This is a genomic window from Sphingobacterium sp. NPDC055431 (assembly GCF_053644255.1).
This window is the reverse complement of the sequence record NZ_JBSHLH010000001.1, coordinates 508,923-533,231: the sequence shown is the minus strand read 5'-3', so window position 1 is coordinate 533,231 and position 24,309 is coordinate 508,923. Positions and strand designations below refer to the sequence as shown.

At 38.6% G+C, this 24,309-nt stretch carries 13 protein-coding genes; 11 read left to right on the top strand and 2 right to left on the bottom strand.

All coding sequences use genetic code 11. The annotated features are described in order from the left end of the window. Positions 1 to 9: 9 nt before the first annotated feature. Positions 10 to 1,317, bottom strand: a complete 1,308-nt coding sequence (locus ACWIB3_RS02265; protein ID WP_454290762.1) for a TolC family protein — start codon at positions 1,315 to 1,317, stop codon at positions 10 to 12. 569 nt (positions 1,318 to 1,886) lie between these two features. On the opposite strand from ACWIB3_RS02265, the gene ACWIB3_RS02260 reads away from it, so the two are divergent. The 7 genes from ACWIB3_RS02260 to ACWIB3_RS02230 all read left to right on the top strand — a co-directional run bounded on the left by ACWIB3_RS02260 (position 1,887) and on the right by ACWIB3_RS02230 (position 14,756). Then, positions 1,887 to 3,140: an efflux RND transporter periplasmic adaptor subunit gene (locus tag ACWIB3_RS02260; protein ID WP_185211048.1), complete on the top strand. Its 1,254-nt coding sequence runs from the start codon at positions 1,887 to 1,889 to the stop codon at positions 3,138 to 3,140. A gap of 169 nt (positions 3,141 to 3,309) precedes the next feature. Further along, positions 3,310 to 5,694, top strand: coding sequence for an ABC transporter permease (locus tag ACWIB3_RS02255; protein WP_454290761.1), 2,385 nt, complete (start codon positions 3,310 to 3,312; stop codon positions 5,692 to 5,694). A 50-nt stretch (positions 5,695 to 5,744) separates the two neighbouring features. Beyond that, complete coding sequence (locus ACWIB3_RS02250) at positions 5,745 to 6,425, top strand: ABC transporter ATP-binding protein (RefSeq protein ID WP_093098540.1); 681 nt, start codon at positions 5,745 to 5,747, stop codon at positions 6,423 to 6,425. Positions 6,426 to 6,914: 489 nt separating this feature from the next. After that, the gene (locus tag ACWIB3_RS02245; protein WP_185211054.1) at positions 6,915 to 7,286 is read left to right on the top strand and encodes a hypothetical protein; all 372 of its coding nucleotides are present in this window, start codon (positions 6,915 to 6,917) and stop codon (positions 7,284 to 7,286) included. A 1-nt stretch (position 7,287) separates the two neighbouring features. After that, positions 7,288 to 9,648: an ABC transporter permease gene (locus tag ACWIB3_RS02240; RefSeq protein WP_454290760.1), complete on the top strand. Its 2,361-nt coding sequence runs from the start codon at positions 7,288 to 7,290 to the stop codon at positions 9,646 to 9,648. A 219-nt stretch (positions 9,649 to 9,867) separates the two neighbouring features. Next, the gene (locus tag ACWIB3_RS02235; protein WP_454290759.1) at positions 9,868 to 12,252 is read left to right on the top strand and encodes an ABC transporter permease; all 2,385 of its coding nucleotides are present in this window, start codon (positions 9,868 to 9,870) and stop codon (positions 12,250 to 12,252) included. A 92-nt stretch (positions 12,253 to 12,344) separates the two neighbouring features. Further along, on the top strand, positions 12,345 to 14,756 hold the full coding sequence (locus ACWIB3_RS02230; RefSeq protein WP_454290758.1) for an ABC transporter permease: 2,412 nt from the start codon (positions 12,345 to 12,347) through the stop codon (positions 14,754 to 14,756). Positions 14,757 to 15,569: 813 nt separating this feature from the next. Here ACWIB3_RS02230 and ACWIB3_RS02225 read toward each other — a convergent pair. Further along, the gene (locus ACWIB3_RS02225; protein WP_454290757.1) at positions 15,570 to 15,827 is read right to left on the bottom strand and encodes a hypothetical protein; all 258 of its coding nucleotides are present in this window, start codon (positions 15,825 to 15,827) and stop codon (positions 15,570 to 15,572) included. 186 nt (positions 15,828 to 16,013) lie between these two features. Here ACWIB3_RS02225 and ACWIB3_RS02220 point away from each other — a divergent pair, with 186 nt between their 5' ends. From ACWIB3_RS02220 to ACWIB3_RS02205, 4 genes are all read left to right on the top strand, one after another. Continuing rightward, positions 16,014 to 18,407 (top strand): ABC transporter permease, encoded by a 2,394-nt coding sequence (locus ACWIB3_RS02220; protein ID WP_454290756.1) that lies wholly within the window; start codon positions 16,014 to 16,016, stop codon positions 18,405 to 18,407. A 145-nt stretch (positions 18,408 to 18,552) separates the two neighbouring features. After that, complete coding sequence (locus ACWIB3_RS02215; RefSeq protein ID WP_454290755.1) at positions 18,553 to 21,000, top strand: ABC transporter permease; 2,448 nt, start codon at positions 18,553 to 18,555, stop codon at positions 20,998 to 21,000. A gap of 95 nt (positions 21,001 to 21,095) precedes the next feature. After that, positions 21,096 to 21,257: a hypothetical protein gene (locus tag ACWIB3_RS02210; protein ID WP_454290754.1), complete on the top strand. Its 162-nt coding sequence runs from the start codon at positions 21,096 to 21,098 to the stop codon at positions 21,255 to 21,257. A gap of 625 nt (positions 21,258 to 21,882) precedes the next feature. Beyond that, positions 21,883 to 24,273, top strand: coding sequence for an ABC transporter permease (locus ACWIB3_RS02205; protein ID WP_454290753.1), 2,391 nt, complete (start codon positions 21,883 to 21,885; stop codon positions 24,271 to 24,273). The last annotated feature ends 36 nt before the right edge of the window (positions 24,274 to 24,309 follow it).

The following is a 24,309-nucleotide window of genomic DNA, read 5'->3' as shown; positions in this document are numbered from 1 at the left end:
CTAAGTTAATTATAAATTCAAAGAACCTGCATAATAATCATTCACATATTTTTGCATCAACCATTCATATTGCCTGATGATCAATTGACTGCGCGTAGCATCTAATTTATTCTTCGCTGTTAAATAAATAACCGAGTTGCTATTGCCTGCCTCAAAATGAACCGTGGCAATCCGAAAGGACTCCGCATAGCTAACTTCTTGGTCACGCAGATTCAGCACATTCTTTTGTGTAATGTTCAAATCGAAAACCGCTTGGGCGGTCTTCATGCGTAGATCATTACGCATGATATCCCTACTAAAATTCGCATCATCCAAAGACACCTGGGCCAAACGGACCTGGGTTCTATTCTTGAACTGGTTAAAGATTGGAATGGACAAAGTCAATCCCACACCTTTACTCAGGTTATTCTTGATCTGGTTAAAGATTGCTCCACCTTCTTTACTGTAATTGGAGCTCATTCCACCGCTTAAAGAAAGACTCGGCCAATAATTAGATTTTGCCACCTTGATGACTTCTTCCATTTCTTTGATCCTCCAATCCAAGGCCTTATACTGAGGCAGGATATTTAAGGATTGCTGAAATAATTCCTCTGAACTTTTGGCCTGAATTTCCGTTGGAATATCGATTTCCTCTAAAGTTCCTAGTGTATTGACATCTACATTCATCAAACCAGCCAGTTCCACCCGGGCATTGTTCAAGGTTTGTTTAGTTAATTCAACTGTATTCAGGTCACTGCTATATTGGCCTTTGATATCAAATAGGTCCCCCGGATTGGTAGCACCTTCCCTATTCAAGATTTCATTCCTATTTAATTGTTCTTTGGTCACTGCCAATTGTCCTTCAGTCTGGATCAACATGTCTTGTGCAGTCAACACTTTGACATAAGCTTCAATAACGTCCAATTTCAGTTCATTGACAAAGCCTTCATATTCCAGTTTGCCCGCATCAAGTGCATTGGATCGCATTCGGATATTATGGATAATATAGAAACCATTGAAGATGGGAACATTTAAGCTCAGGGACTGTCGCCCTGAGCTATTGTTCTGATCTATATATTGATTGGTAGTCGGATCGATGGACCTACCTTGAGAAATGTCATGACCGATATTGGCATTCAATGATGGCAAACGGTCATACTTGGCCTGTTTGTACTGCAGATCTGCACGATCGATAACCAATTCATTTCTTTTAAGGGTAGGATTGTTCTGTATCGCTTGCTGAATGCAATCGGCCAAGGACAGAGAGCTACTCTGTCCTTTTGCCGTGCTAACTAAACAACAAACAAATATGATTACATATAGATAATTTCTTTTCATCTAAAAACTTATTTCCCACTGCATTCCACAGGCTGTGCCAAATAATTAAAACCTTGTTTATCAGTAAATTAATAATTAAAGAAAGCATTAGCTGTTCGAAGCCGAACATGAAAGTGTTCGCTTATGAACACTGAAACCGAACAATAAACTCGTTTTAATGAAGAACTTCAACACTTCAATCAAATTTTACAAAAAGTAGAGTTCCAAAGTAGGTTATAACTTGACCTTATTCGGGACACATTCGGAATTTTCGCAAAATGCACTGCATGAGGTTCAATTTTTTCTCGAAGCTGCCTCGAACAAGGGTCGAATGAAACCAATTAATTGAAGAATAATCTGCAGTAGAAAACTAAGCCCCAACTTTTTCAAGCTTTTTAATTAAGTGCTTGAAATCCCAAATCAGACCTAGCATTAATTAGCCTGCTTTTTTATTGTTCAGCATCGCACAATTACTGTTCGCTTTCGAACAGTCAAATCCAGCATATTTTATTTAAAACATTGATTTACATGATTTTAAAACTTTGGCACAACCTTGTATATGCATATTGCAAATTTGAACATAGAATTACATGGACAGACCAATTGAACAAAAGAAGTGGAATAGCAAAAGGATACTAACTGTAGCTGGAATTGCGGGTATTGTTGCGCTGATCGGCGCAAGTTATTACTATACCAGTGGAAACAGCAAGTTGAATGTGGATGCAGAGCGTATTTCCATCTTTGAAGTTAAAGAAGATACATTTCAAGAATTCATTCCTATAAATGGTACCGTACTTCCTATCAGCAGTATCTATCTAGATGCTTCAGTTGGTGGTCGCGTTGAAGAAAAATATGTAGAAGATGGAGCGCATTTACATAAAGGGGATCCCATTATGCGACTTTCCAATACAGATATGGAGTTGAGTTTGGTTCAGAATGAAACGCAGGTCTTGAATCTTTTGACCCAGGCCCAGATTGCGCAGACCAATGCGCAACAAGCTTCCATTTCCAACAAGAACCAAATGGCCGATGTAGAGCAGGCATACAAGGAATCAAAACGTATATATGAATTGAACAAAAAACTTTTGGAAGAGAAAGCAATCGGTTCTCAGGAATATCAGAAATCGCTGAACGAATATAACTACCAAAAGGAAAGGGTAGAATTGACCAAGCAGATCTTGAAACAGGATGAAATTTCCAACAACCAAAAATTGAATCAAGATCGCAAGACATATCAAAGTACCCAACAGGCTTTGGATCTGATGCGCAAGAAAGTTGGAGATTTGATCCTCCGTGCTCCTGTGGACGGACAATTGACGTCATTTGATGCAGAAGTGGGACAAAACAAGAACCCCGGTGAACGACTAGGCCAGATCGATGTATTGACCGGCTTCAAGGTCCGTGCAGAAATTGATGAGCACTATATCAACCGCATCTTCCCCGACCTGAAGGGACAATTCAGCATAGGTAATAAAACATATGAGCTCAGGATCAAAAAAGTGTACACGCAAGTCAAAGACGGAAGGTTCCAAGTGGATATGGAATTTATCGGTGAAAGGCCGGAAGGCATACGCCGAGGTCAGACCTTAACCATCCGCTTAGCCTTAAGCGATGAAACCAAGGCGATATTATTAGCTAAGGGAGGGTTCTACCAACAGACCGCTGGAAACTGGATATTCAAACTGGATAAGGATGGAAAAACAGCTTACCGTACTGATTTACAATTAGGAAGGCAGAATCCTGAATATTACGAAGTGCTAAATGGATTGAAACCTGGTGATAAAGTGGTGGTTTCGAGTTATGAAACTTATGATAAAATACAAGAATTAAATATAAAGCAATAAGGTGTTTGCCTATTAACCGTCGTCATTGATCTGCTAATTCGAGGTCGACGGTTATTGAAGATAAAAATCCAAATGAATAAATAATAAATAAAGGCATGTCGAAGCGCTGTGATGGCTAGGAAAGCCTCACAGTAATTCGGCATAAAGACAAAACAACCAAAAATAGATTATGATCAAAAATTTTATTAAATCTGCCTTTAGAAACCTCTGGAAAACCAAGGGATATAGCTTTTTGAATATTTTTGGTTTAGCATTGGGAATAACAGTAACAGCATTGATTTTTCTTTGGGTTCAAGACGAGCTCTCCTACAATGATTATTTCAGCAACAAAAAGGACATCTATGTAGCCAAGTCAAAGCAGACCTATGATGGAAACATCAATGTTTTTGGCGCTACACCAGGTCCATTTGCCAAAGCCCTAAAAAAGGATATCCCAGGGATTCTCAATTCAGGCAGGATTGACTGGGGAACTACTAAACTATTTACAGTTGGGGACAAACAGATCTATCAATCTGGAAATTATGTGGATCCAGAAATCCTCAGTATCCTCAATCCGGAATTCTTGGCAGGAAACGCAAAAACAGCCTTAGATAACCCAAGCAGCATAATTTTGAGTGAATCCACCGCCAAACGCTTCTTCAATGATGATAACCCTGTTGGAAAGACGATAAAGTTCGACAACAATCAAGTTTATACCGTATCAGCTGTTACGAAGGATTTTCCAAAAAATACGAATTACCGATATGATTGGCTCCTGAATTTCAAAATCATGGAAGCCAATAAAGAATTAGGATATGATTTCTGGGGAAACAACAGCATTCAGACCATTGTTCAATTAGAGCCAAATGCAGATCTAAATGCAGTGAATGCGAAGGTTAAGAATTACATAGCCGAGATCAACAATGATAAAGAAGCCAATTCGGAGAATTTCCTTTACCCGATGGAAAGATGGCGCATGTACGATCGATTTGAACAAGGCATTGAAAAGGATGGAAGAATAAAAAACGTTCGATTATTTACTTCTATCGCTTGGTTGGTCTTATTAATTGCCTGTATCAATTTCATGAACCTCTCGACTGCAAGGTCTGAGAAAAGAGCAAAAGAAGTTAGCATGCGTAAGATTGTTGGTGCCAAGAAAGGCTCCTTAATCATGCAATTCTTGGGAGAATCCATTGTTTTCGCATTTGTTGCCGGCATTTTGGCTATCGGAATGGTCAAATTAGGTCTACCGACATTTAATACCATGGTCAACAAAGAGCTTGCGATTGATTTTGGCAATTGGCAGCAAATTGGATTTATTAGCGCCATTATTTTAGTGGTTGGAATTATATCCGGAAGTTATCCAGCCTTTTTCCTTTCTTCTTTTGATCCATTGACCACATTGAAGGGTGGCAAGAGAAAAGCTGGAAGCAGCAATCTTATCCGAAAAGGATTGGTCATTACCCAATTTACAGCAGCCATTATCTTAATGATATGTACCTCTGTTATATACCTACAGATCCAGTTTGCCAAGAACCGGGACTTAGGTTTTGACCGAAGCCAGGTTATTATGACGAATATTTTAGGGGATATGTCCAAACACATCCCTGTAATCAAGCAGGAATTGAAAGCCACCGGTAATGTGGAGGTGGTAGGTTTGAGCCGTGGAAGTGTTCTACAGGTCGGGTCCAATACCTCCTCATTCGAATGGGATGGTAAAGATCCAAAGTCTTCGATCTTGATTGGCTTCTCCTTTGTAGATGAGGATTTCGTAGATGCCTTGAGCATGAAAATCATGGATGGAAGAACGTTCAGACCTAACCTATTAGGCGATAGCAGTTCGGTATTAATCAATGAAAGCATGGCGAAACTGATTCAACCCGATGGCATGGTAGCTGGGAAGTTGATCAAGTTTCAAGGGGAAGCATTAACTGTAGCGGGTGTTGTAAAAAATTATGTTTACAACAGTATTTATGATGAAGCAGAGCCTTTGGTATTGGCACCTTTAGCTTTAGGACAAGCCTATGGTGTAGAAGCGGGAATATTAAATATCAAAACGAAACCGGGGGTGGACTTTCCAAAGGTGCTGAAAGAAATTGAAGGGATCGTGAAGAAGTATAACCCAGAATTCCCATTCAATTACAGCTTTTTGGATGATGATTTTAACAACTATTTTTCTTCAGAAATGATGCTGCAAAAATTGGCTAGTCTATTCTCTATTTTGGCCATCATTATTTCCTGCCTAGGATTATTGGGATTAGCGGCATTTTCAGCAGAACAAAGAGCTCGTGAAGTCAGTATCCGTAAAGTATTGGGTGCATCTGTAGGACGCTTGGTAAGAATGTTGAATACTGAATTTATTATTTTAGTTGGGATTTCATGTTTGATAGCCTATCCCATCGCTTGGTGGTTTATGCAAGATTGGCTAAAGGGATACAATTATCACATGGATATGCCTTGGATGATATTTTTGATGGTTGCAGGTCTAGCCTTAGTCATAGCCTTATTTACCATCAGTACCCAAGCCTTGCGGGCAGCAACGAGCAACCCTACGAAAACATTGAGGAACGAATAACATTAACCTATTATAAAACTGAAATTTATTTATTTTAAACAAAGAAACTCATGATAAAAATAACCAATCTTCAAAAATTCTACCGTACCGAGGAGGTAGAGACCGTTGCCTTGAACAATGTGAATATCCATGTTAAGGAAGGTGAATTTGTTGCAGTGATGGGACCTTCGGGATGTGGAAAGTCTACCCTTTTGAACATTATCGGTCTTTTGGATGATTTGGATGAAGGCAGTTATCTTTTCAACAATATTGAAGTGGCACACTTCAAGGAAAACAAACGCTCGGATTTGCGTAAGCACAATATTGGATTTGTCTTCCAAAGTTTCAACCTGATCGATGAATTGACAGTTTTTGAAAACGTGGAACTTCCATTGGTCTACACCAATGTCCCTCCTGCAGAACGTAAGAAACGCGTGGAAGAGGTACTGGAGAAAGTACAGATTATGCACCGTCGTAATCACTTTCCACAACAGCTTTCCGGTGGTCAGCAACAGCGTGTGGCCGTTGCCCGCGCAGTAGTCAATAATCCCAAACTGATCCTTGCCGATGAGCCCACTGGTAACTTAGACTCCAGCAATGGTAATGAAGTCATGCAGTTGTTGACCGAACTCAACGAAAGCGGAACAACAATCGTTATGGTTACCCACTCAGAGCATGATGCAAAATTTTCAGACCGAGTGATCCGAATGCTGGATGGTCAAGTGATATTGGAAACTACGACGGCATTGTAAGGGTAGTATTTAGTAGAAAGTATTTAGTATTTAGACTTTGTTAAACTTTTGATATAACTGCCGGCCCAAAAGGCCGGCTTTTTTTGTGAAAGGATTTTTGGGGGATTTTGAACCAGGATGGATGGGATGGGAGGATGGACCAAGATCTGTGTATTAACCAGGATTAAAGGGATGAGAGGATAGAACAAGATTATTGGCTGATTGCCTTTCAACCATAAATTCATCTAGGCCTACAGTATGGGGGACTTTCAAGCGATAATATGTAACCTAATCCTGGTTCAAGGTCTTAATACTAAATACTCTCTACTAAATACTATTGTAAGCCGTCCATTACCGAACAAACAACCGTCCGATAACGGACAACTACCATACTTGAATAAATAACAATCAATTGATAATGAATTATTTACATTTTTGGCAAATGAATTGGATATTGATTTATGGGTTGAAAAAATTATGGTTTCATAACCTTATCACTAATCAAAGGCCATGCAAAGTCAATATTTAAATAAAACCTTTACGCTTCTGAAGAAGGTTAAAGGATTAAAGGGAAAAAACTCAGTTTGGGGCATCTGTTGCCTATCAAGCTTGATGGTTTTGTTGATGTTAAACCTGCAATATGGATTTAATAAAAACATCCCTGCAGATGGGGTTTGGTATGCTGCTGAGACGAAAGAGTTTTCAATTAAGAAGCAAGTCGTTGCTGGAATCGAACGTTCGGAAATGGAACTGAGCAGATTATGCAAAAAGGAAACCATTATAAGAATAAAACCACTTGCAAGTGGAAATAAGGTAATTGTTGTCTTGCGTAAGGCTTCAAACCTTCCGCAGTTCATTAAACAAATCAATTACCTGATCTGATATGCTAAAAAACTATTTCAAGATAGCCTTTCGTAATCTTAAGAAGAACCGGGGTTTTACGGCAATTAATATTGTTGGATTAGCCATTGGTATGGCAGCAGCCATGCTGATTTTATTATGGGTCAATTTTCAATTTGGATTCAACAAGAATTTCCCAAAAATCGAAAATCTCTATACTGTTGGTTCTAAAGAAGCAACAGATCAGGATTCCGCAACTTGGTTTTCTACTCCAAAACCAATGGCAGCCGTGGTAAAGGAGGAAATTCCAGAAGTAGTGAATGTTTCTAGGTTAAGTGGAACCAGAGGTTTTTTATTTACAATTGGCGATAAAAAAGTTCCGGCAGGAATCGGTGTGTTTGTAGATTCAGCCTTTTTGAACATGTTTGAATTACCCTTATTGAGCGGGAATAGAAATACACTGTTAAAAGCCCCGAATAGCATTGTCTTATCTGAGAAACTTGCCAACAATCTCTTTGGAACTACAGATGTAATGGGGAAAACGATCAGACTGGATAGTACCAATGTGCTAGCAGTTACTGGAGTCATAAAGGAAACAGAATCCAATTCTATATTCCAAGGATATGAATATTATGTTCCTTGGACCTTAATGGAAAAACTAGGGTTTTCAGATAGCCAATGGGGAAATAGTTCCGTGGATCTATACGTAGAAATAAATGATAAAAAGCATCTTCCTAAAATCCAAGAACAAATCAAAGACTTGATTCCAAGGCACTCCGATGTAAAGACAGTCAGTTTTCTGACCGCCTTTGCTGATAGATACCTTTACAATAAATACGAGAACGGAAAAGTAATTGGTGGAAGGATAGAAATGGTGAAAACATTTACCCTTATCGCTGCTTTAATCCTGTTGATTGCCTGTATAAACTTTATGAACCTCAGTACAGCCCAAAGTGAAAAGAGGGCGAAGGAGGTTGGAATCCGAAAGGTAGTTGGAGCGCAAAAAAAGAGTTTGGTGTTTCAATTTCTTTCAGAATCATTATTACTGGCTTGTTTTTCAGGTCTGATTGCCTTTATACTTGTCATCTTGGTTCTACCGGCCTTTAATGATTTGGTGGGCATGAAATTCAAGATGCCATTTCAGGATTTCAGGTTTTGGATCCTATTTGTTGGTTTTGTTTTGTTCACTGGCTTTCTAGCCGGCATTTACCCTGCATTCTTTCTGTCTTCCTTTAATCCGGTCAAGGTGTTAAAGGGACGTTTGCACAGCATACAGCAAAAAATCAACCCCAGGAAAGTACTTGTTGTTACCCAATTTAGTATAGCCTTGATATTGATCGTGAGTACCGTAGTGATCCAAAAGCAAATCAAACATGCCCAGGATCGCGACTTTGGATTTGAAAAAGAAAACCTGATCTATGTTCCAGAGGTCGGTGAGATCACTAAGAATGTGCAACTGATCAAGCAGGAACTATTAGACCAGAATGTGGCGCAATCAGTTAGTCGATTAATGTCTCCATTAACAGAACGTTGGAGCGGCTGGAATGGCTTCACTTGGGAAGGAAAAGACCCCAATAGCATTATCGATTTCAATCGCCAAACAGGTGATGATAGAGTTGTTGAAACCATGGGCTTTACCCTAATAGCAGGTCGCGATTTTGATCTGACCAAATTCCCGACCGATTCGATGGCTGCCATTATCAATGAATCCGGAGCAAAAGTCATGGGCTTCCAAGACCCCATCGGCAAAATTTTCGATGATGGAGGAAGGAAATTCCATATCATCGGCGTGATTAAAGATTTCATCCAAGAGTCTCCATTTGAACCTGTCAAACCATTGGTTATTGAAGGAGCTAGTGGCTGGATGAACAATATCCATATCCGCTTCAACCCAAGCTTGACTACCATAGATGCCCTGAAAAAAGCAGAGACTATCTTCAAAAAATACAATCCTGACTTTCCTTTTGACTACAAATTTGTAGACGAGGCCTATGCCTTGAAATTTAAGGAAACTCAAAAAACCGGAAAACTGGCAGCTCTTTTTGCAGGCTTAACCATCATTATCTCTTGTCTTGGTTTATTTGGACTAGCAGCCTATATGGCAGAAAGCCGAACCAAGGAAATCGGGGTCCGTAAAGTCCTCGGAGCTTCGGTATTCTCGGTAACTAGATTATTGTCTAAGGAGTTTATTTTATTGGTAGGAATCGCCTGTCTGATCGCCTTCCCTATCGCCTATTGGGCCATGAATAAATACCTCAATTCCTATACTTATAGAATCAATATCAGCTGGGAAATCTTTGCATTTACAGCCGTACTGGCTTTGCTGATCACCATCTTGACCGTGAGTTATCAGTCGATTAAAGCTGCAATTGCTAATCCGGTGGATAGCTTGAGGGATGAGTAATTCAAGGGCTTTGCCTTTGAATAGATATGAGATGTGAGATTTGAGATATGAGATTTGAGAGAGTGGAAAGGCTGCATGGCTGTAGACAATAGACATAAGGCACAAGACATAAGACAATAGAAATTCTGGCGGATTATTGCTGGGGAAAAACGAGTTATTAATTAGAGGGATTCTTCGGGGAGCCAGTGCATCTATTGCTAACCATTAAATAAGGAAGTTATGCTTAAGAACTATATCAAAATAGCGTGGAGAAATCTCTTAAGGAATAAGGGATTTACGGCAATAAATATCATCGGATTGGCGATTGGGATGGCTGGTGCATTAATGATTTTGCTTTGGTTGCAGAATATGCTGACCATGGATCGGTATCATGAGAAAAGTGACCGTTTGTATATCATGAGTAATAGGGATGAGAATCAAGGATCAAAATATGCTTGGGTTTACACCCCAAAGATCCTTGGTCCTTCCATGAAAGAAGAATTTCCGGATATTGAATCGTATTCTAGATATAGCGATCAGAATTACTTTTTGACCAGCTATCAAGATAAAAAATTAAAAACCAATCTATCATTTGTAGACCCTGGGTTCTTTAATATGTTCAGTTTTCCTATTATAGCTGGAGAAAAGAGCAATTTACTGAATGACCTAAAATCCATCGTCTTAACAGCCAAGAAAGCCAAAGACCTGTTTGGTAATGAAGATCCAATTGGCAAGATCATAAAAATTGATTCTGTGGACCAAGTCAGAGTACAAGCGGTTATCGCGGATATTCCCTCGAATTCAAGTTTTGATTTTGAAGGCTTAATTTCTTGGGAATATCCCAAAAGCATCAATTATTATGATGAGAATTGGTCTAACAATTCTATTTTCACTTATATCTTATTGAAAAATGGAATATCACTTTCTGATTTCAACAATAAGATAAAGAGTTTTACAAGGGACCATATCAATGGTGACAACAATACATCAGTTAATAGAAGTACCGTAGATATTTTCGCATTTCCCTATAAGGATCAGTTTTTATATAATAATGGGAAAGGTGGCGAATTCAAAACAGGGAGGATTGACCTAGTTAATCTGTTTGCGTGGATAGGTGGTTTTATCCTATTAGTTGCATGTATTAATTTTATGAACTTAAGTACGGCAAAATCAGAAAGAAGGGCCAAGGAAGTTGGCGTAAGAAAAGTTATTGGAGCAGACAAAAAAAGTTTAATACTTCAGTTTTTGACAGAAAGTATCCTCATCAGTCTTCTCGCAGCTGTACTTTCGATTATCATCATAATAATTGCTCTTCCTTACTTTAATGAGTTAGTTTCTAAGAATATCTCAATTTCATTTTTAACAGCCTCAACCTGGTTGTTTTTATTAGGTTTTGCTTTATTTACAGGCTTATTAGCTGGTGCCTATCCTGCATTTTTTCTTTCAGCGTTTAAACCAATCAGTACGTTGAAAGGGAAGTTTAAGGCAACCACTAAAGGTGTAAGTATGCGCTCGGTTTTAGTTATCGTTCAATTTACCCTAGCCATCATCTTGATTATTGCAACCGTAGTTGTTTATCAACAGATCAACCATAGCAAAGAAAGAGATCGTGGATACCAAGAAAATGGTTTGGTTTATACTGAAATTGAAGGAAATATTGAGAAGAACTTCAAAAGCATAAAAAATGACCTTCTCAGTAGCAATGCAGTGGTTTCAGTTTCCAAAAACCTATCTCCAGTTACTGATCGTTATAGTTCCGGCTGGGGATTTTACTCTGATGCATCCCTAGATGAAGATAAAAGAATAAATTTTAACCGTTTCAGTTCTGATGCTGATGGTATAAAAACCTTAGGCTTTACCTTGATCAATGGGCGAGATATTGACGCATACAAATTTCCTACAGATAGCAACGCTGTACTTATTAATGAGGCTGCCGCTCAGGTATTGAAGTTAAAGAACCCGGTAGGAAGCATTATCAATGGTGATGGCAGGAGGCTGACAGTTGTCGGGGTAATCAAAGATTTCGTGATGGCATCTCCATTTGGCAAAACTGAACCAACAGTAATTTTAGGTCCATCATCTTATTTTAGTGTTGTTCATTATCGGCTTAATCCAGCACATTCAACTAGTGACAATATAAAAACCATAGAAGGCATATTTAAGAAATACAATCCTGAGTATCCATTCTCTTATCACTTTATTGATAAGGTATTTGAAAACAAGTTCAAGGAAGCTCAGGCTATTGGTACAATTGCCATGCTCTTTGCTGGCTTGACCATCTTTATTTCCTGTTTGGGGCTTCTTGCCTTGATTGCCTATATGGCGGAAACTAGAATGAAGGAAATTGCCGTAAGAAAGGTGTTAGGTGCTTCGGTTCCTCAGATCACTTCTCTCCTATCCATGGATTTTATCAAACTGGTGTTAATATCCATCTTAATCGCTTCACCAATTGCTTGGTGGGCAATGAACAACTGGCTTCAGGATTTTGAATACCGCATCCATATGGAATGGTACTATTTTGTGATCGCTGGAGCTGCAGCCATCTTTATTTCTCTGGCAACTATTAGTTTCCAATCTATAAAAGCTGCACTTGCAAATCCGGTGGATAGCTTGAGGGATGAGTAGGATAGACATAAGACACAAGACAATAGACAAAAGAAATTTCAGGCGGGCTACTAAGGAGTTAAAAGAAGACATTAAATTAAATATTGACCAAAATGTTAAGAAATCATTTTAAAACGGCTTGGAGATTTTTAAAGAAAAATTTACTGGTAACCTCTATTAGTGTAATCAGTTTGGCCATTGGGATCTGTGCGACCCTGATCATTTTTTTGATGGTGCGCTATGACTTTAGTTTTGACAAGCATTTGCCACATGGAGACCGTGTATATAAGGTTGTAAGTGATGGGGGTTATAAAGGCGACGCGGTATTGGTTCCATTGATACGGGCCATGCAAACAGAATTGACGGGTGTGGAGGCAGTTGTACCGAATTTGGAATTAGGGACTGCAAAGTTGAAAATCGAAAAGGAAGCTGGTCAGGAAGAAAAGGTATTTCCAAATGAAGAAGGTTTGACCTTTAGCAATGAAAAATACTTCAGCATATTTCCACATGCTTCTTTAGCGGGAGATATCAACTCCCTAAAAGAGCCTAATACTATTGTTCTTACCCAAAGTAAGGCCGAGATTCTATTCCCAAAGGCTAATGCTAGTGACGTGGTAGGGAAAAATATCTTATTTGCTGATAGCATACAATTGACTGTTGGAGCTGTCATAGCTGATATGAAAGAGAATTCTGATTTCAAGTATGATGGAATAATTTCAGTTTCTACGGTTGAAAACAATGCTTCCTTGAAAGTGATAAAATCTTGGGATCAATGGAGTAATTATAATGGTGGCAATCAGTGTATTCTCTTATTAAAACCTGGAACTTCGCCTAAAAATATTGAAAAGGTAATTGCTGGGATCTTAAGTAAGAACAAAGAGCAAAATGATTATGAATGGAAGGATAATTTTATCCTTCAACCTTTAAAGGATGTCCATTTTGACATTAAATTCAATTACAATGCTGTAAAAGAATCCACCTTAAGAAACTTAATCTTGTTAGCGGTCTTCCTACTGACTTTAGGAGCTATTAATTTTATCAATCTCTCTACGGCTCAATCTACAGAGCGTGCTAAAGAGATTGGAATCAGGAAAACATTGGGTGGAAAGAAGTCAAATCTGGTAAAACAATTTCTATTGGAGACATTTTTAGTTGCAGGATTTGCTACGATATTATCCGTAATATTAATTCCTATCCTGACTCAGGCCTTCGCAGGATTTCTTCCTAAAGGATTTACCGTTTCGTCCATTCCAGTTTTGGAAATCATAGGATTTTTGGTTCTTCAACTGCTGGTTATTACCTGTATCGCGGGTTTTTATCCGGCATGGGTACTAACGGGATACTCTCCTATTATGGCCTTGAAAAATCAAGCCACAAAAAACAGTAATCTGAGTAGAAGCGCCTGGGTAAGAAAAGGATTGACCATTTTCCAATTTGTTTTGGCGCAAGTCTTTTTGATTGCCGTTTTGGTGGTATCCAAGCAGATCCATTATGCTGTTAATATGGATATGGGTTTCAATAAGGATGCTGTAGTGACTTTTTTCGTTCCAAACTTCGACCGTGAACAAAAGGGAAAGGTCCTAAAGACTGAATTGGAAAATTTAGCTGAAGTAAATGCGGTTAGTTTTGGCAATCAATCGCCGGCATTCAATGGTTACATGAGCTCAGGAATGGCGTATGACCAAAACACTTCGGACAAGAAAATGGTCACCTTCGATGCTAGAAATGGGGATGAGAACTTTATTAAGGTTTATAATATTCCGCTAATAACTGGTAGAAACGTCCGAGTCCTTGATTCTGTTTCAGAAAGTATTATCAATGTCAAGATGTTGGAACTTCTTGGTCTGAAAAATCCTGAGGACGCCATTGGCAAAACATTCAATAATGGTCAAACAACCATTGTTGGAGTAATGAAGGATTTTAATATTTCTTCAGCACGCGAAGCCGTAAGACCTACGATGTACTGGAGCAGCAATTCGGGTTATATGATGCATGTGGCTTTGGATAAAAACCACCCTGAAACTTGGAAAAATGCGATTAGTAAAATCGAAAGCAAGTTTAAAAGCCTCTACCCTGAGGAAACATTTGACTATAAATTCGTCGATGATATTATTGCCAATTTCTATAAAACCGAACAGAACCTATCAAAGCTGTTGAGTTGGGCGGTATGGCTTTCCATCAGCATTGCTTCATTGGGATTGTTTGGTTTGGCTGTATTCATCACCAACCAGCGTGTAAAAGAAATCGGCATCCGTAAAGTTCTAGGGGCTTCGGTCAGCCAGATAATATTCTTACTATTGAAAAACCTAATGCTTCTTGTTATTATCGCTTCTGTTATTGCATTTCCCATTGCCTGGTATTTTATGCATGAATGGCTCAACGATTTTGTCTATAAAACCGAACTCTCATGGTGGATTTTTGTGATCGCAGGAATTGGCCTTTCGGCAGTTGCTACACTGGTGCTGAGCTCAAGGACCTACTTCGCCGCCAAAGCAAATCCTGTGGATAGCTTGAGGGATGAGTAATTCAATGGCTTTGCCCTTGAATGGACATGAGATGTGAGATATGAGATTTGAGAGAGTGGAAAGGGGTTAAGACTTAAGACATAAGACAATAGATCAGGAATTAGAGGGATTCAGAGCAAAGCGAAGAATCTATTTCTTTATTTTTTTAAGGATTGTTTTCATTCCGTAATCGTAAGGTGAGGAAACTATTTCAAATGAAGTTTGGAAAGTTCCGAGATCCTTCGGCGGAGCCATCAGGATGACACAAAAAGGGTATAGAAAAATATTTCACCCCCGCTAGGGGTTCTCCCAAATAACACATCATTTTCTACAAAGATTCCACCCCCTGTTGGGGGGTTTATTTTGTCTTATTTTTCAGTTAAACCTTCATATTGAGGTCTATCCGAATTAGCTTGGATCTTTCATTGTTTATATTATTATTTTATTAACATTAATGATAGCATTGGCGAACAGTTCCTTGACCTTCGGTCAAGGATGACAAGTCGTTTGGAGGGGATCCATACAGATTCTTCACTTATCGTTCAGAATTGGAAGGACACAAAAGGGGTTAACTTTTGAATGTTGATATTTTATCGTTCAATTGCCAATTTAACCCCTAAAGGGGTAGTGCATCTGAAAAATCATTGCTAAAATAATTTCACCCCTACAGGGTGGTATGCGCATTATTTTTTTAACACCTTGGAAAACCCCATTAGGGGTTTAATTATTTTAGAAAATGATGGAATTCAAGAATTACCCCTTTAGGGGTTCAATTATGGATTACCGGTAGTTTATTGACCTAATACCTATTTAACCCCTAAAGGGGTAGTACATCTAAAAAATCTTTGCTAAAATAATTTCACCCCTACAGGGTGCTGAAATAAGAAAATTGAAATCCAGGTTCAAATCCAAATCTTGGCCCATCCTCCCATCCTCTCCATCCTGGTTCAAATCCACATCTTGGCCCATCCTCTTATCCTTTCCATCCTGGTTCCAATCCACATCTTGGCCCATCCTCTTATCCTTTCCATCCTGGTTCAAATCCAGATCTTGGTCTATCCTCCCATCCCATTCATCCTGGTTCAAAACCATTACGTTCATTTGCGAACAACAAATCGTCCGATAATGAACATATCAATCTTTAAACATATACACAAATAACAGATAATCAATGTATTACATTTATGGCAAATGAATTGAATTGCTGTTAAATACGAAAAAAATTGATATGGAATTTGCTTTACCATATTTCAACACTCAAATCTCAATACTACTAAAATGCTTAAAACAGCTTGGAGATCGATATTAAAGACCAAATCCTTAAGTGCTATTCACATTATAGGTTTGGCCATTGCTATTGCGGCATCAACGGTTTTGTTTTTGACTGCGATGTTTGAATTATCGTTTGATAATTTCCATCCCAATGGGGAAAGAATTGCGCTACTTTATAAAAGTTCAGAACCGGAAACTGGAAAAAGAGAGGATTCTTCGATGCCTTCACCTTTAGCGCCACAGTTGAAAAAGGATATTCCAAGTATTGAAAGTATTACGCGCTATGCCAATAGTAAATTGGTACTGAAAAATGGTGATAAAGAATTTACTTCAACCAATAGATTTGTGGATGAAGATTTTTTCAAGATTTTCGATTTTCCTTTTATATCAGGTAATAAGAATGTCCTTTCTGGGCTCGACAATATGGTCTTGACGGAGAATATGGCAAAGAATCTGTTTGACAACACAGATGTAGTTGGAAAACAGATTGAGGTTAATTTAAATGGGGTTTGGAAGGCGGCTACCATTGGCGCAGTCCTGAAAGATATTCCTAGCAATTCGAGCCTTCGTTTTAATTCCCTCTATAGATTTGAAAACAGACCTGGTTACCTTGAACAGACGCAAGTCTGGGACAACTCAGACCATGAGGTTTATGTAAAAATGAAAGCTGAAGTCAACGATGCGACTTTCGGCAAGGAAACCAAAGCATTTACAGAACAATTCTTTAAAAATGATATAGACCGGTTGAAACGTGATGGCGGAAAAGCAGATGTTAATGGCAGTTATTTCAGTTTCCACTTATTGCCGTTAGCCAAAGTACACTTAAATGATTTTGGTCCTTCAGCCTCTTTATCATCTAATTATCCTTGGATATTATTGTTGATCTCGGGCTTAATTATGTTTATTGCATCGTCCAATTTCATCAATCTCTCCTTAGCTAATGCTATCAGTAGAAATAGGGAAATTGGCACTCGCAAGACATTAGGAGGAACAACTTGGGATATTGTAAAGCAGTTGACCCTAGAATCTTTTATCTTATGTATTATTTCAATGTTTGTAGGGCTTCTCATTGCCTATTTGATATTACCGCAGTTCAATGCCAACATGAATTACCAATTGAAAATAACAGATCTATTTAATATCAAGAACCTCGTTATCTTCCTAGTGGCATTCCTGCTAATTTCTCTTCTTGCTGGAGGATTACCGGCCTTTAAAGCAGCACGGACAAATATTATCCAATCCCTAAAGGGATCCAATAAAATAAAAACATCAAGTCTTAGAAGTTCATTAACAGTATTGCAATTTGTGATCGCCATTATATTGATCATTGCCACCATTGTAATCAGCACCCAATTGAACTATATCTCGAATAAGCCATTAGGATTTAATAAGACAGAAGTCATCAGTATTCCAATTGGTGCTGGAGTCAATAAAGAAGATATGGTGCAAAGGATGCGTGCTGAGTTAAGCCAGCAAACCTGGGTAAAGAATGTCACTGCAGCGGATGTTAATATTGGCAAGGGGCGTGACGGCACTTTGCAAAGGAGCATTTTCGGTTTTGAACATGAAAACAAAGAGATCCAAACCAATTTCATACGTGTTGACTATGATTACCTAAATACATTAGGCATCAAATTATTGGGAGGTAGGGATTTTGACCGTTCCTTCGGTACCGATACGAATGCTGTAGTTATCAACAAACAGATGGCGGCACAATTTGGTGGTGCGGACAAAGTATTGGGAAAGGAAATAGACCTGAACGGTAAAAGTATCGTGATTGGGATCATGGATGATTTCAATTTCCAAGATCTTAGGGCCCAAGTCGAACCCTTAACCATTTCAGTGAATCCAAATGTTTTCACTGTGGAATATATCTTTGTCCGTGTCGAAACGCAACAGCTTGCTGAAACTTTGGATAAGGTAAATGCGATTTGGAAAAAAGTAAATCCAAAAGCCAAAGTAGATCCATCTTATTTGGACGAAAATACCCAGAACCTGTATCAATCGGAGCGGACCTTTTCAAAAATTGTCATCAGCGGAACGAGTATAGCCATTGTTATTTCTTGCCTAGGGTTATTTGCTCTAGCTTTATTAACTATTAATACAAGGGTGAAGGAGATTGGTATCCGTAAGGTCTTAGGGTCTTCGGTATCCAGTATCATTATACTCCTTTCTAAAGACTTTATAAGATTAGTCCTCATCGCCTTTTTAATGGCAGCACCATTAGCATGGTGGATTATGAATAACTGGTTACAGACCTATGCCTACCGCATCAATATCCAATGGTGGATGTTTGCCCTAGCAGCAGGTCTAGCCGTTATCATTGCTTGGTCTACCATCGCTTGGCAAGCCTTTAGAGCCGCGAATGCGAATATTGTGGATAGCTTGAGGGATGAGTAATTCTTTTTAAAGTATTTAGTATTAAGTATTTAGTATTTTGACCTATGGAGTCTATAAAACTGAACTTAAAATTTCTAAAACGTAAATATAATTGATACATGCGAGTCTTAATACTAAATACTAGCTACTAAATACTAAGAAAAAAATGTTTCAAAACAATATAAAAATCGCTTGGAGGAACCTCAAGAATCAGAGGTTTTATTCCATAATCAAGATTGGGGGATTTGCATTTAGCATGGCTATTTGCTTATTGATTGTGCTTTATATACAGCATGAATTGAGTTATGATAAATTCTATAAGGACTCTAATCAGATATTCAGGGTTGTAGGAGTAATTACAAGGGATAATGTGGTACAGAAGGGCGTTTCTATGCCGGCTCCAGCTGGGCCTGAATTGAAGGAGGAGTTCCCTGAAATTACAGCTTTTGGTCGCGTATTATCGAATCCGCTTTTTGGTGCAGGCAGTAATCAGGTTGCTACGAATGAAAATCCGGAACTGTTTAGCGAGGAAGGGTTTTGTTTTGTCGATCAAGGCATAATGGACATGTTTCCGATGGAAACGGTTTTTGGCACCTTAAATCATGCTTTGGATAATCCCAATACGATTGTCATTACCAAAAGTAAGGCTGAGAAGTTATTCAAAGGAGATCCTATTGGAAAGATTATTTATCTAAACAATGATAAATCTAAGGGCTATAGCATAACCGCTGTAATCGATGATATCCCAACCAACTCGAACTTTTACGGCTTTGATTTCTTTATGACCTTAAGTGGTCATGAACCTTACCCTGGGGAGAAACAGAACTGGTTAGCCTCCAATTATTCGACCTATTTCAAAGTAAAGGATGGAACTGATATTACTCAACTAGAGAAAAAACTAACCAGATCCTATATTGATGATCATTATCGACCTGCCGTAGTACAGGCCGGAATGGCGGTCAATGAAGAAATATGGAAGTCTGCGAAAATGACCTTACAGCCGTTGAAAGATATTCACTTGCATTCAAAAGGGATCCAAAATAACAAGATTGAAAACCAGAATCGAGGTGATGCCCAATTGGTCTACATCTTTGCCGGAATAGCAGCTTTAATATTGATTATTGCCATCATCAATTTCATCAATCTTTCCACTGCCAATGCAAATACGCGTGCTAAGGAGGTTGGTGTAAGAAAAACGATTGGTTCTGACCGCAGTTCACTGATTTGGCAGTTTATTACTGAATCGTTATTATATTCCCTAATTTCGATATTGATTGCCATCGCCATTGCTTATCTTTTATTGCCTTATTTTAATGGCATAGCTGGCAAATCTTTGACTTTCCCATGGAAGAATTTAGTTTATATTCCTTCACTCTTATTCTTTGGATGTTTTATAGGCATCATTTCGGGTGTTTATCCTGCCCTATATCTTTCTTCCTTTAAACCAATTGCCGTTCTCAAAGGAAAACTCAATCTAAAATCTGGGAACAACTGGTTTAGAAATGGATTGGTGGTCTTTCAATTTTCTACATCAATAATCCTGATCATAGGAACATTAATCATCAATCAACAGGTAAAATATATTCTCCACAAAGATTTAGGTTTTAATAAGGAACAGGTCTTGGTTTTACGCGGGACAGGAACTTTGGATGGAAAGCAAAAAGCGATGAAAGAGGAACTGAAAGGTATTTCGACTGTATCCTCGGTTTCGGTTGGTGATTATTTACCGGTCATGATGGATGGGGTAAGACGGAATGGCAATGCCTATTGGATCGATGGCAGGCAGAATGAGGATGTAGGAATTGGCGGGCAAAATTGGGTGGTCGATGTAGATTACCTAAAGACATTTGGTATCAAACTGATTGAAGGCAGGAATTTTAATATGGAGATGCCAACCGACTCTGCAACAGTCGTCGTCAACCAAAGTATGGTTAAGGAACTCGGCATAAAAAATCCCATCGGAGCCAAGATCCGGAATTTCGCAACCTTTACCATCATCGGGGTGGTTGAAGATTTTATTTTTGGCGATATGAAAGGCGAGGCGGTAAAACCATTGGCTTTGATGATTGGTGGTAGCCCTAATATGATTTCCATTAAGCTAAATACCAACAACCTTGAACAGACCCTTGCTGAAATCAATAAAGTATGGAGCAGCTTCTCACCTAATCAGAAAATTCAATATTCTTTCTTAGATGAAGGTTTTGAAAAACTATATGCCGATGTACAACGCACTCAAGCGATCGTTTCAACCTTTGCTGTATTCGCCATTTTTATTGCCTGCTTGGGATTGTTTGGCTTGGCAGCATTTGTCACTCAACAGCGGACAAAAGAAATCGGTATCCGAAAAGTATTAGGTGCAAGCCTTCCAGGGATTATCAAATTGCTTTCTACAGATTTTATAAAACTGGTTTTTATTGCAATTATCATCGCTTCACCAATTGCATGGTGGGCAATGAACAATTGGTTGAAAGATTTTAGCTATAGAATTGATATTAAGCCATGGGTGTTTTTAGCAGCTGGTGGTATAAGCCTGTTTATTGCTTTCTGCACCATTTGTTATCATGCTCTTAGAATTGGAAGGATCAATCCTGTCAATAGCTTGAAGGATGAGTGATTTTTTTTAAGTATTTAGTATTAAGTATTTAGTATTTAGACCGATGGCTTTTAATGGGGATGGAATTATTAACAGGGGTTAGAGTTTGAACCTGGATGAAAGGGATGGGAGGATGGGCCAAGATTTTGGATTTGAACCAGGATGGAAAGGGATGGGAGGATAGACCAAGATCTGGGAATACCCCAGGATGGGGTTTGACTTCCCCATACCTAACGACCCTGTCATCCTTGACCTTCGGTCAAGGAACTGTTCGCTAATGCAATCATAAATGTTCATAACATTAAAATATAGGTTATGAAAGATCCAACCTAATTCGGATAGACCTCAAAATGAAGGTTTAACCGAAAAATAAGACAAAATAAAACCCCTAGCAGGATTGAAATATTTTTCAACTTATTCCTTTTATTGGTATTTATCTATAAAAAATAGTTTTCTCATCTTACGATTTCGAAATGACCCCTATCCATAAAAAAATATAAAACAGATTCTTCTTTGTACTCTGAATCCCTCTAATTTCAAAACTTTAAATTCCCGGCATTAGCCCGCCAGAAATTTCTTTTGTCTATTGTCTTGTGTCTTATGTCTGAAAATTAGATTCTTCGTTTTACTCTGAATCCCTCTAATTTCTAATCTGTTGATTCTCTCGCAATAACCCAGCCGAGAGTTCTGTTGACTTGTGTCTGCTCTCTATTATCCTCCCGACCGTTCAGTACCGAACAAAAAGCGTTCGATATCGAACATGTTAAACACCCTAAACAATTGCATTAATCTGTTTTTCAACACTTTACATTAATGGCAAATGTATTGTATTTTAATTCAGCGGGTAAATAGCTCAATGCAATTAGGCATTAACTCGAAGGGAAACACATTACCAATATTAACATGAATAATTTAAAGATAGCTCTTCGGAACATTCGCAAAAACAAGGGTTTTTCGATTATCAATATTGCCAGTTTAGCATTGGGGATAACCTGTTTTTTATTGTTGTTGGCCTATGTTTACCATGAGTTGAGTTATGATCGATATCTATCCAATTCGGATCGGGTTTCGCTGGTTACTTCTTCCGTGAAAGCTCCGGAGGATGCGGATTTCACCTATTGGAGGGTTACTCCTACGGCTGTAGCTCCGGTCTTTGCAAAGGAATTTCCTGAAATCGAGAAAGCCGTCAGGATGTATACTTACAATAATGCTGCCTTGATCGAAAATGGCTCGGAATCAATTAAAGAGTCTGGTCTAAAATATGTGGATGAGGATTTTTTAAAAGTCTTAGATTATAAGGTCCTTTCAGGAAATGTAAATGTTGCACTATCGAATCCGAATGATATTGTATTGACTGAATCGTTGGCTAAGAAGTATTTTTCGAATGAAAATGCTATTGGTAAAACGATTATGATCGATAAATCACCTTGGACCATAACAGCGGTCATCGAGGATTTACCAACCTATACCGAAATCAAGTTTTCTGCTTTGCTATCAAACAAAGGCTTGAAGAGATACCAACAAGAACCTCAATGGGGATCAGCAAATGACATCACTTTTGTTTTGTTGAAAGCGAATGTCAATCAGCAGGCATTACAGGAAAAGGTAGATGCCTTTATGAAGCATCAACTGAAAGAGCAATATGATGCGGGTTATACCATTAAGATCAATCTTGAAAACATAGAAACAGTGCACTTACATTCCAAAGCAGCTGGTTCAGGAAACCTATTGTACCTGTATATCTTCGGCTTCTTAGCAGCTGCCCTCCTACTGATCTCGGCGGTAAACTTTACCAATCTATCCCTAGCCCATGCTACGGAGAGGGCTAAAGAGATCGCCGTTCGAAAAGTCATTGGTGCTCACAAAAAGGGAATTTTCAATCAATTTATTGTGGAAGGTGGAATGATGGTTGGAATAGCTTTACTGTTGGGGCTTCTGCTTGCTTGGATATTATTACCTGTATTCAGCGTATATTTAGGTGTTCCCATGAAACTCGAACTATGGTCAAATCCATCTTTCTATTTTGCTATATTAACCTTCTTCGTTGTATTGAATTTTATTGCATCAGGTTGGCCAGCATGGGTCATTGCACAATTCAAACCTATCAGCGTCATCAAGGGTCAACTAAAGTCGAGTAAGACAAAGTTTTCAATTGCCAAGATTTTGATAACCTTCCAATATTGCATTTCGATATTTTTAGTGATCTGTACTTTGTTTGCCTATAGGCAGATGCAATTTATCCAGACCATGGATACTGGCCTGAACCGTTCTCAGATTGTTGTTTTGGATGGAGACGTATTACAATCTACAGGGGTGGAAAACTTGAAAAATGAACTTAAGAACATCGGATCCATCAAAAGTATTTCGGCCTCTTATGATTCGCCTGTCAATGTGCAGGGTGGTTATTCTTTGGAAACCTCTGAAGGCAAGAATCCAAACTTCAGCATGGATATTACGGCATTGCCGATCGAACGAGACTTTTTGCCGACTTTTGAAATTCCAATTCTCGCTGGGGAACCATTGAACGAAACGGATATCATCAAAGCTAAGGACACTTCTGCTACGCGATCTGTAGCCATCATCATCAATAAAATGGCGGCAGAAAGAATTGGGTGGACTCCAGAGGAAGCAATCGGGAAGACCGTCAATATTAATGGAAGAAGGGGACCTGTGAAGGCAGTGGTAGACAATTTCAACTTTGCTTCATTGAAAGAAGAAGTTCGATCAGTAGCGTTATTTCCTGAATACAGCTATTTTGGGAATGTTTTTGTAAAGATAAATGCAGGTGCCAATACGACTCAAGCTTTACAGGATATACAGGTAGCCTTTAACAAAATATTACCTAATACCACCTTTAATTATCATTTCTTGGATGATGATTATGCTGCACTTTACAAACAAGAGCAACAAACTACCAAGATTATGCAACTCTTTGCCTTAGTCACCATAGTAATTGCTTGTATCGGTCTCTTTGCAATATCTGCCTATACAGCACAGCAACGCGTTAAAGAGATTGGTATCAGAAAGGTGTTGGGTGCTTCGGTAAGTAAACTGGTGGCTCTATTGACTTCTGATTTCATAAAATTGGTAGTCTTGGCATTTATAATTGCTATTCCATTAGGGTATTGGGCCATGGATAAATGGCTCAACAACTTTGTTTACCATATCCATATTGAATGGTGGATATTCTTTGCTGCTGGCTTGATTACCCTCATGATTTCATTTATGACCATTGGAGGCCAGGCGTTTAAGGCAGCAAGCGCAAATCCGGTGGACAGTTTGAAGGATGAATGATTTTTTTAAAGTATTTAGTATTAAGTATTTAGTATT

What these genes read in the sequence shown, in the direction of transcription:
- ACWIB3_RS02250 (WP_093098540.1), top strand. Translation starts at nt 5,745, where the DNA reads ATGATAAAAATAACCAATCTTCAAAAATTCTACCGTACCGAGGAGGTA.
- ACWIB3_RS02210 (WP_454290754.1), top strand. Translation starts at nt 21,096, where the DNA reads ATGAAAGGGATGGGAGGATGGGCCAAGATTTTGGATTTGAACCAGGAT.
- ACWIB3_RS02255 (WP_454290761.1), top strand. Translation starts at nt 3,310, where the DNA reads ATGATCAAAAATTTTATTAAATCTGCCTTTAGAAACCTCTGGAAAACC.
- ACWIB3_RS02230 (WP_454290758.1), top strand. Translation starts at nt 12,345, where the DNA reads ATGTTAAGAAATCATTTTAAAACGGCTTGGAGATTTTTAAAGAAAAAT.
- ACWIB3_RS02220 (WP_454290756.1), top strand. Translation starts at nt 16,014, where the DNA reads ATGCTTAAAACAGCTTGGAGATCGATATTAAAGACCAAATCCTTAAGT.
- ACWIB3_RS02215 (WP_454290755.1), top strand. Translation starts at nt 18,553, where the DNA reads ATGTTTCAAAACAATATAAAAATCGCTTGGAGGAACCTCAAGAATCAG.
- ACWIB3_RS02265 (WP_454290762.1), bottom strand. Translation starts at nt 1,317, where the DNA reads ATGAAAAGAAATTATCTATATGTAATCATATTTGTTTGTTGTTTAGTT.
- ACWIB3_RS02235 (WP_454290759.1), top strand. Translation starts at nt 9,868, where the DNA reads ATGCTTAAGAACTATATCAAAATAGCGTGGAGAAATCTCTTAAGGAAT.
- ACWIB3_RS02205 (WP_454290753.1), top strand. Translation starts at nt 21,883, where the DNA reads ATGAATAATTTAAAGATAGCTCTTCGGAACATTCGCAAAAACAAGGGT.
- ACWIB3_RS02240 (WP_454290760.1), top strand. Translation starts at nt 7,288, where the DNA reads ATGCTAAAAAACTATTTCAAGATAGCCTTTCGTAATCTTAAGAAGAAC.
- ACWIB3_RS02225 (WP_454290757.1), bottom strand. Translation starts at nt 15,827, where the DNA reads ATGGTTTTGAACCAGGATGAATGGGATGGGAGGATAGACCAAGATCTG.
- ACWIB3_RS02260 (WP_185211048.1), top strand. Translation starts at nt 1,887, where the DNA reads ATGGACAGACCAATTGAACAAAAGAAGTGGAATAGCAAAAGGATACTA.
- ACWIB3_RS02245 (WP_185211054.1), top strand. Translation starts at nt 6,915, where the DNA reads ATGCAAAGTCAATATTTAAATAAAACCTTTACGCTTCTGAAGAAGGTT.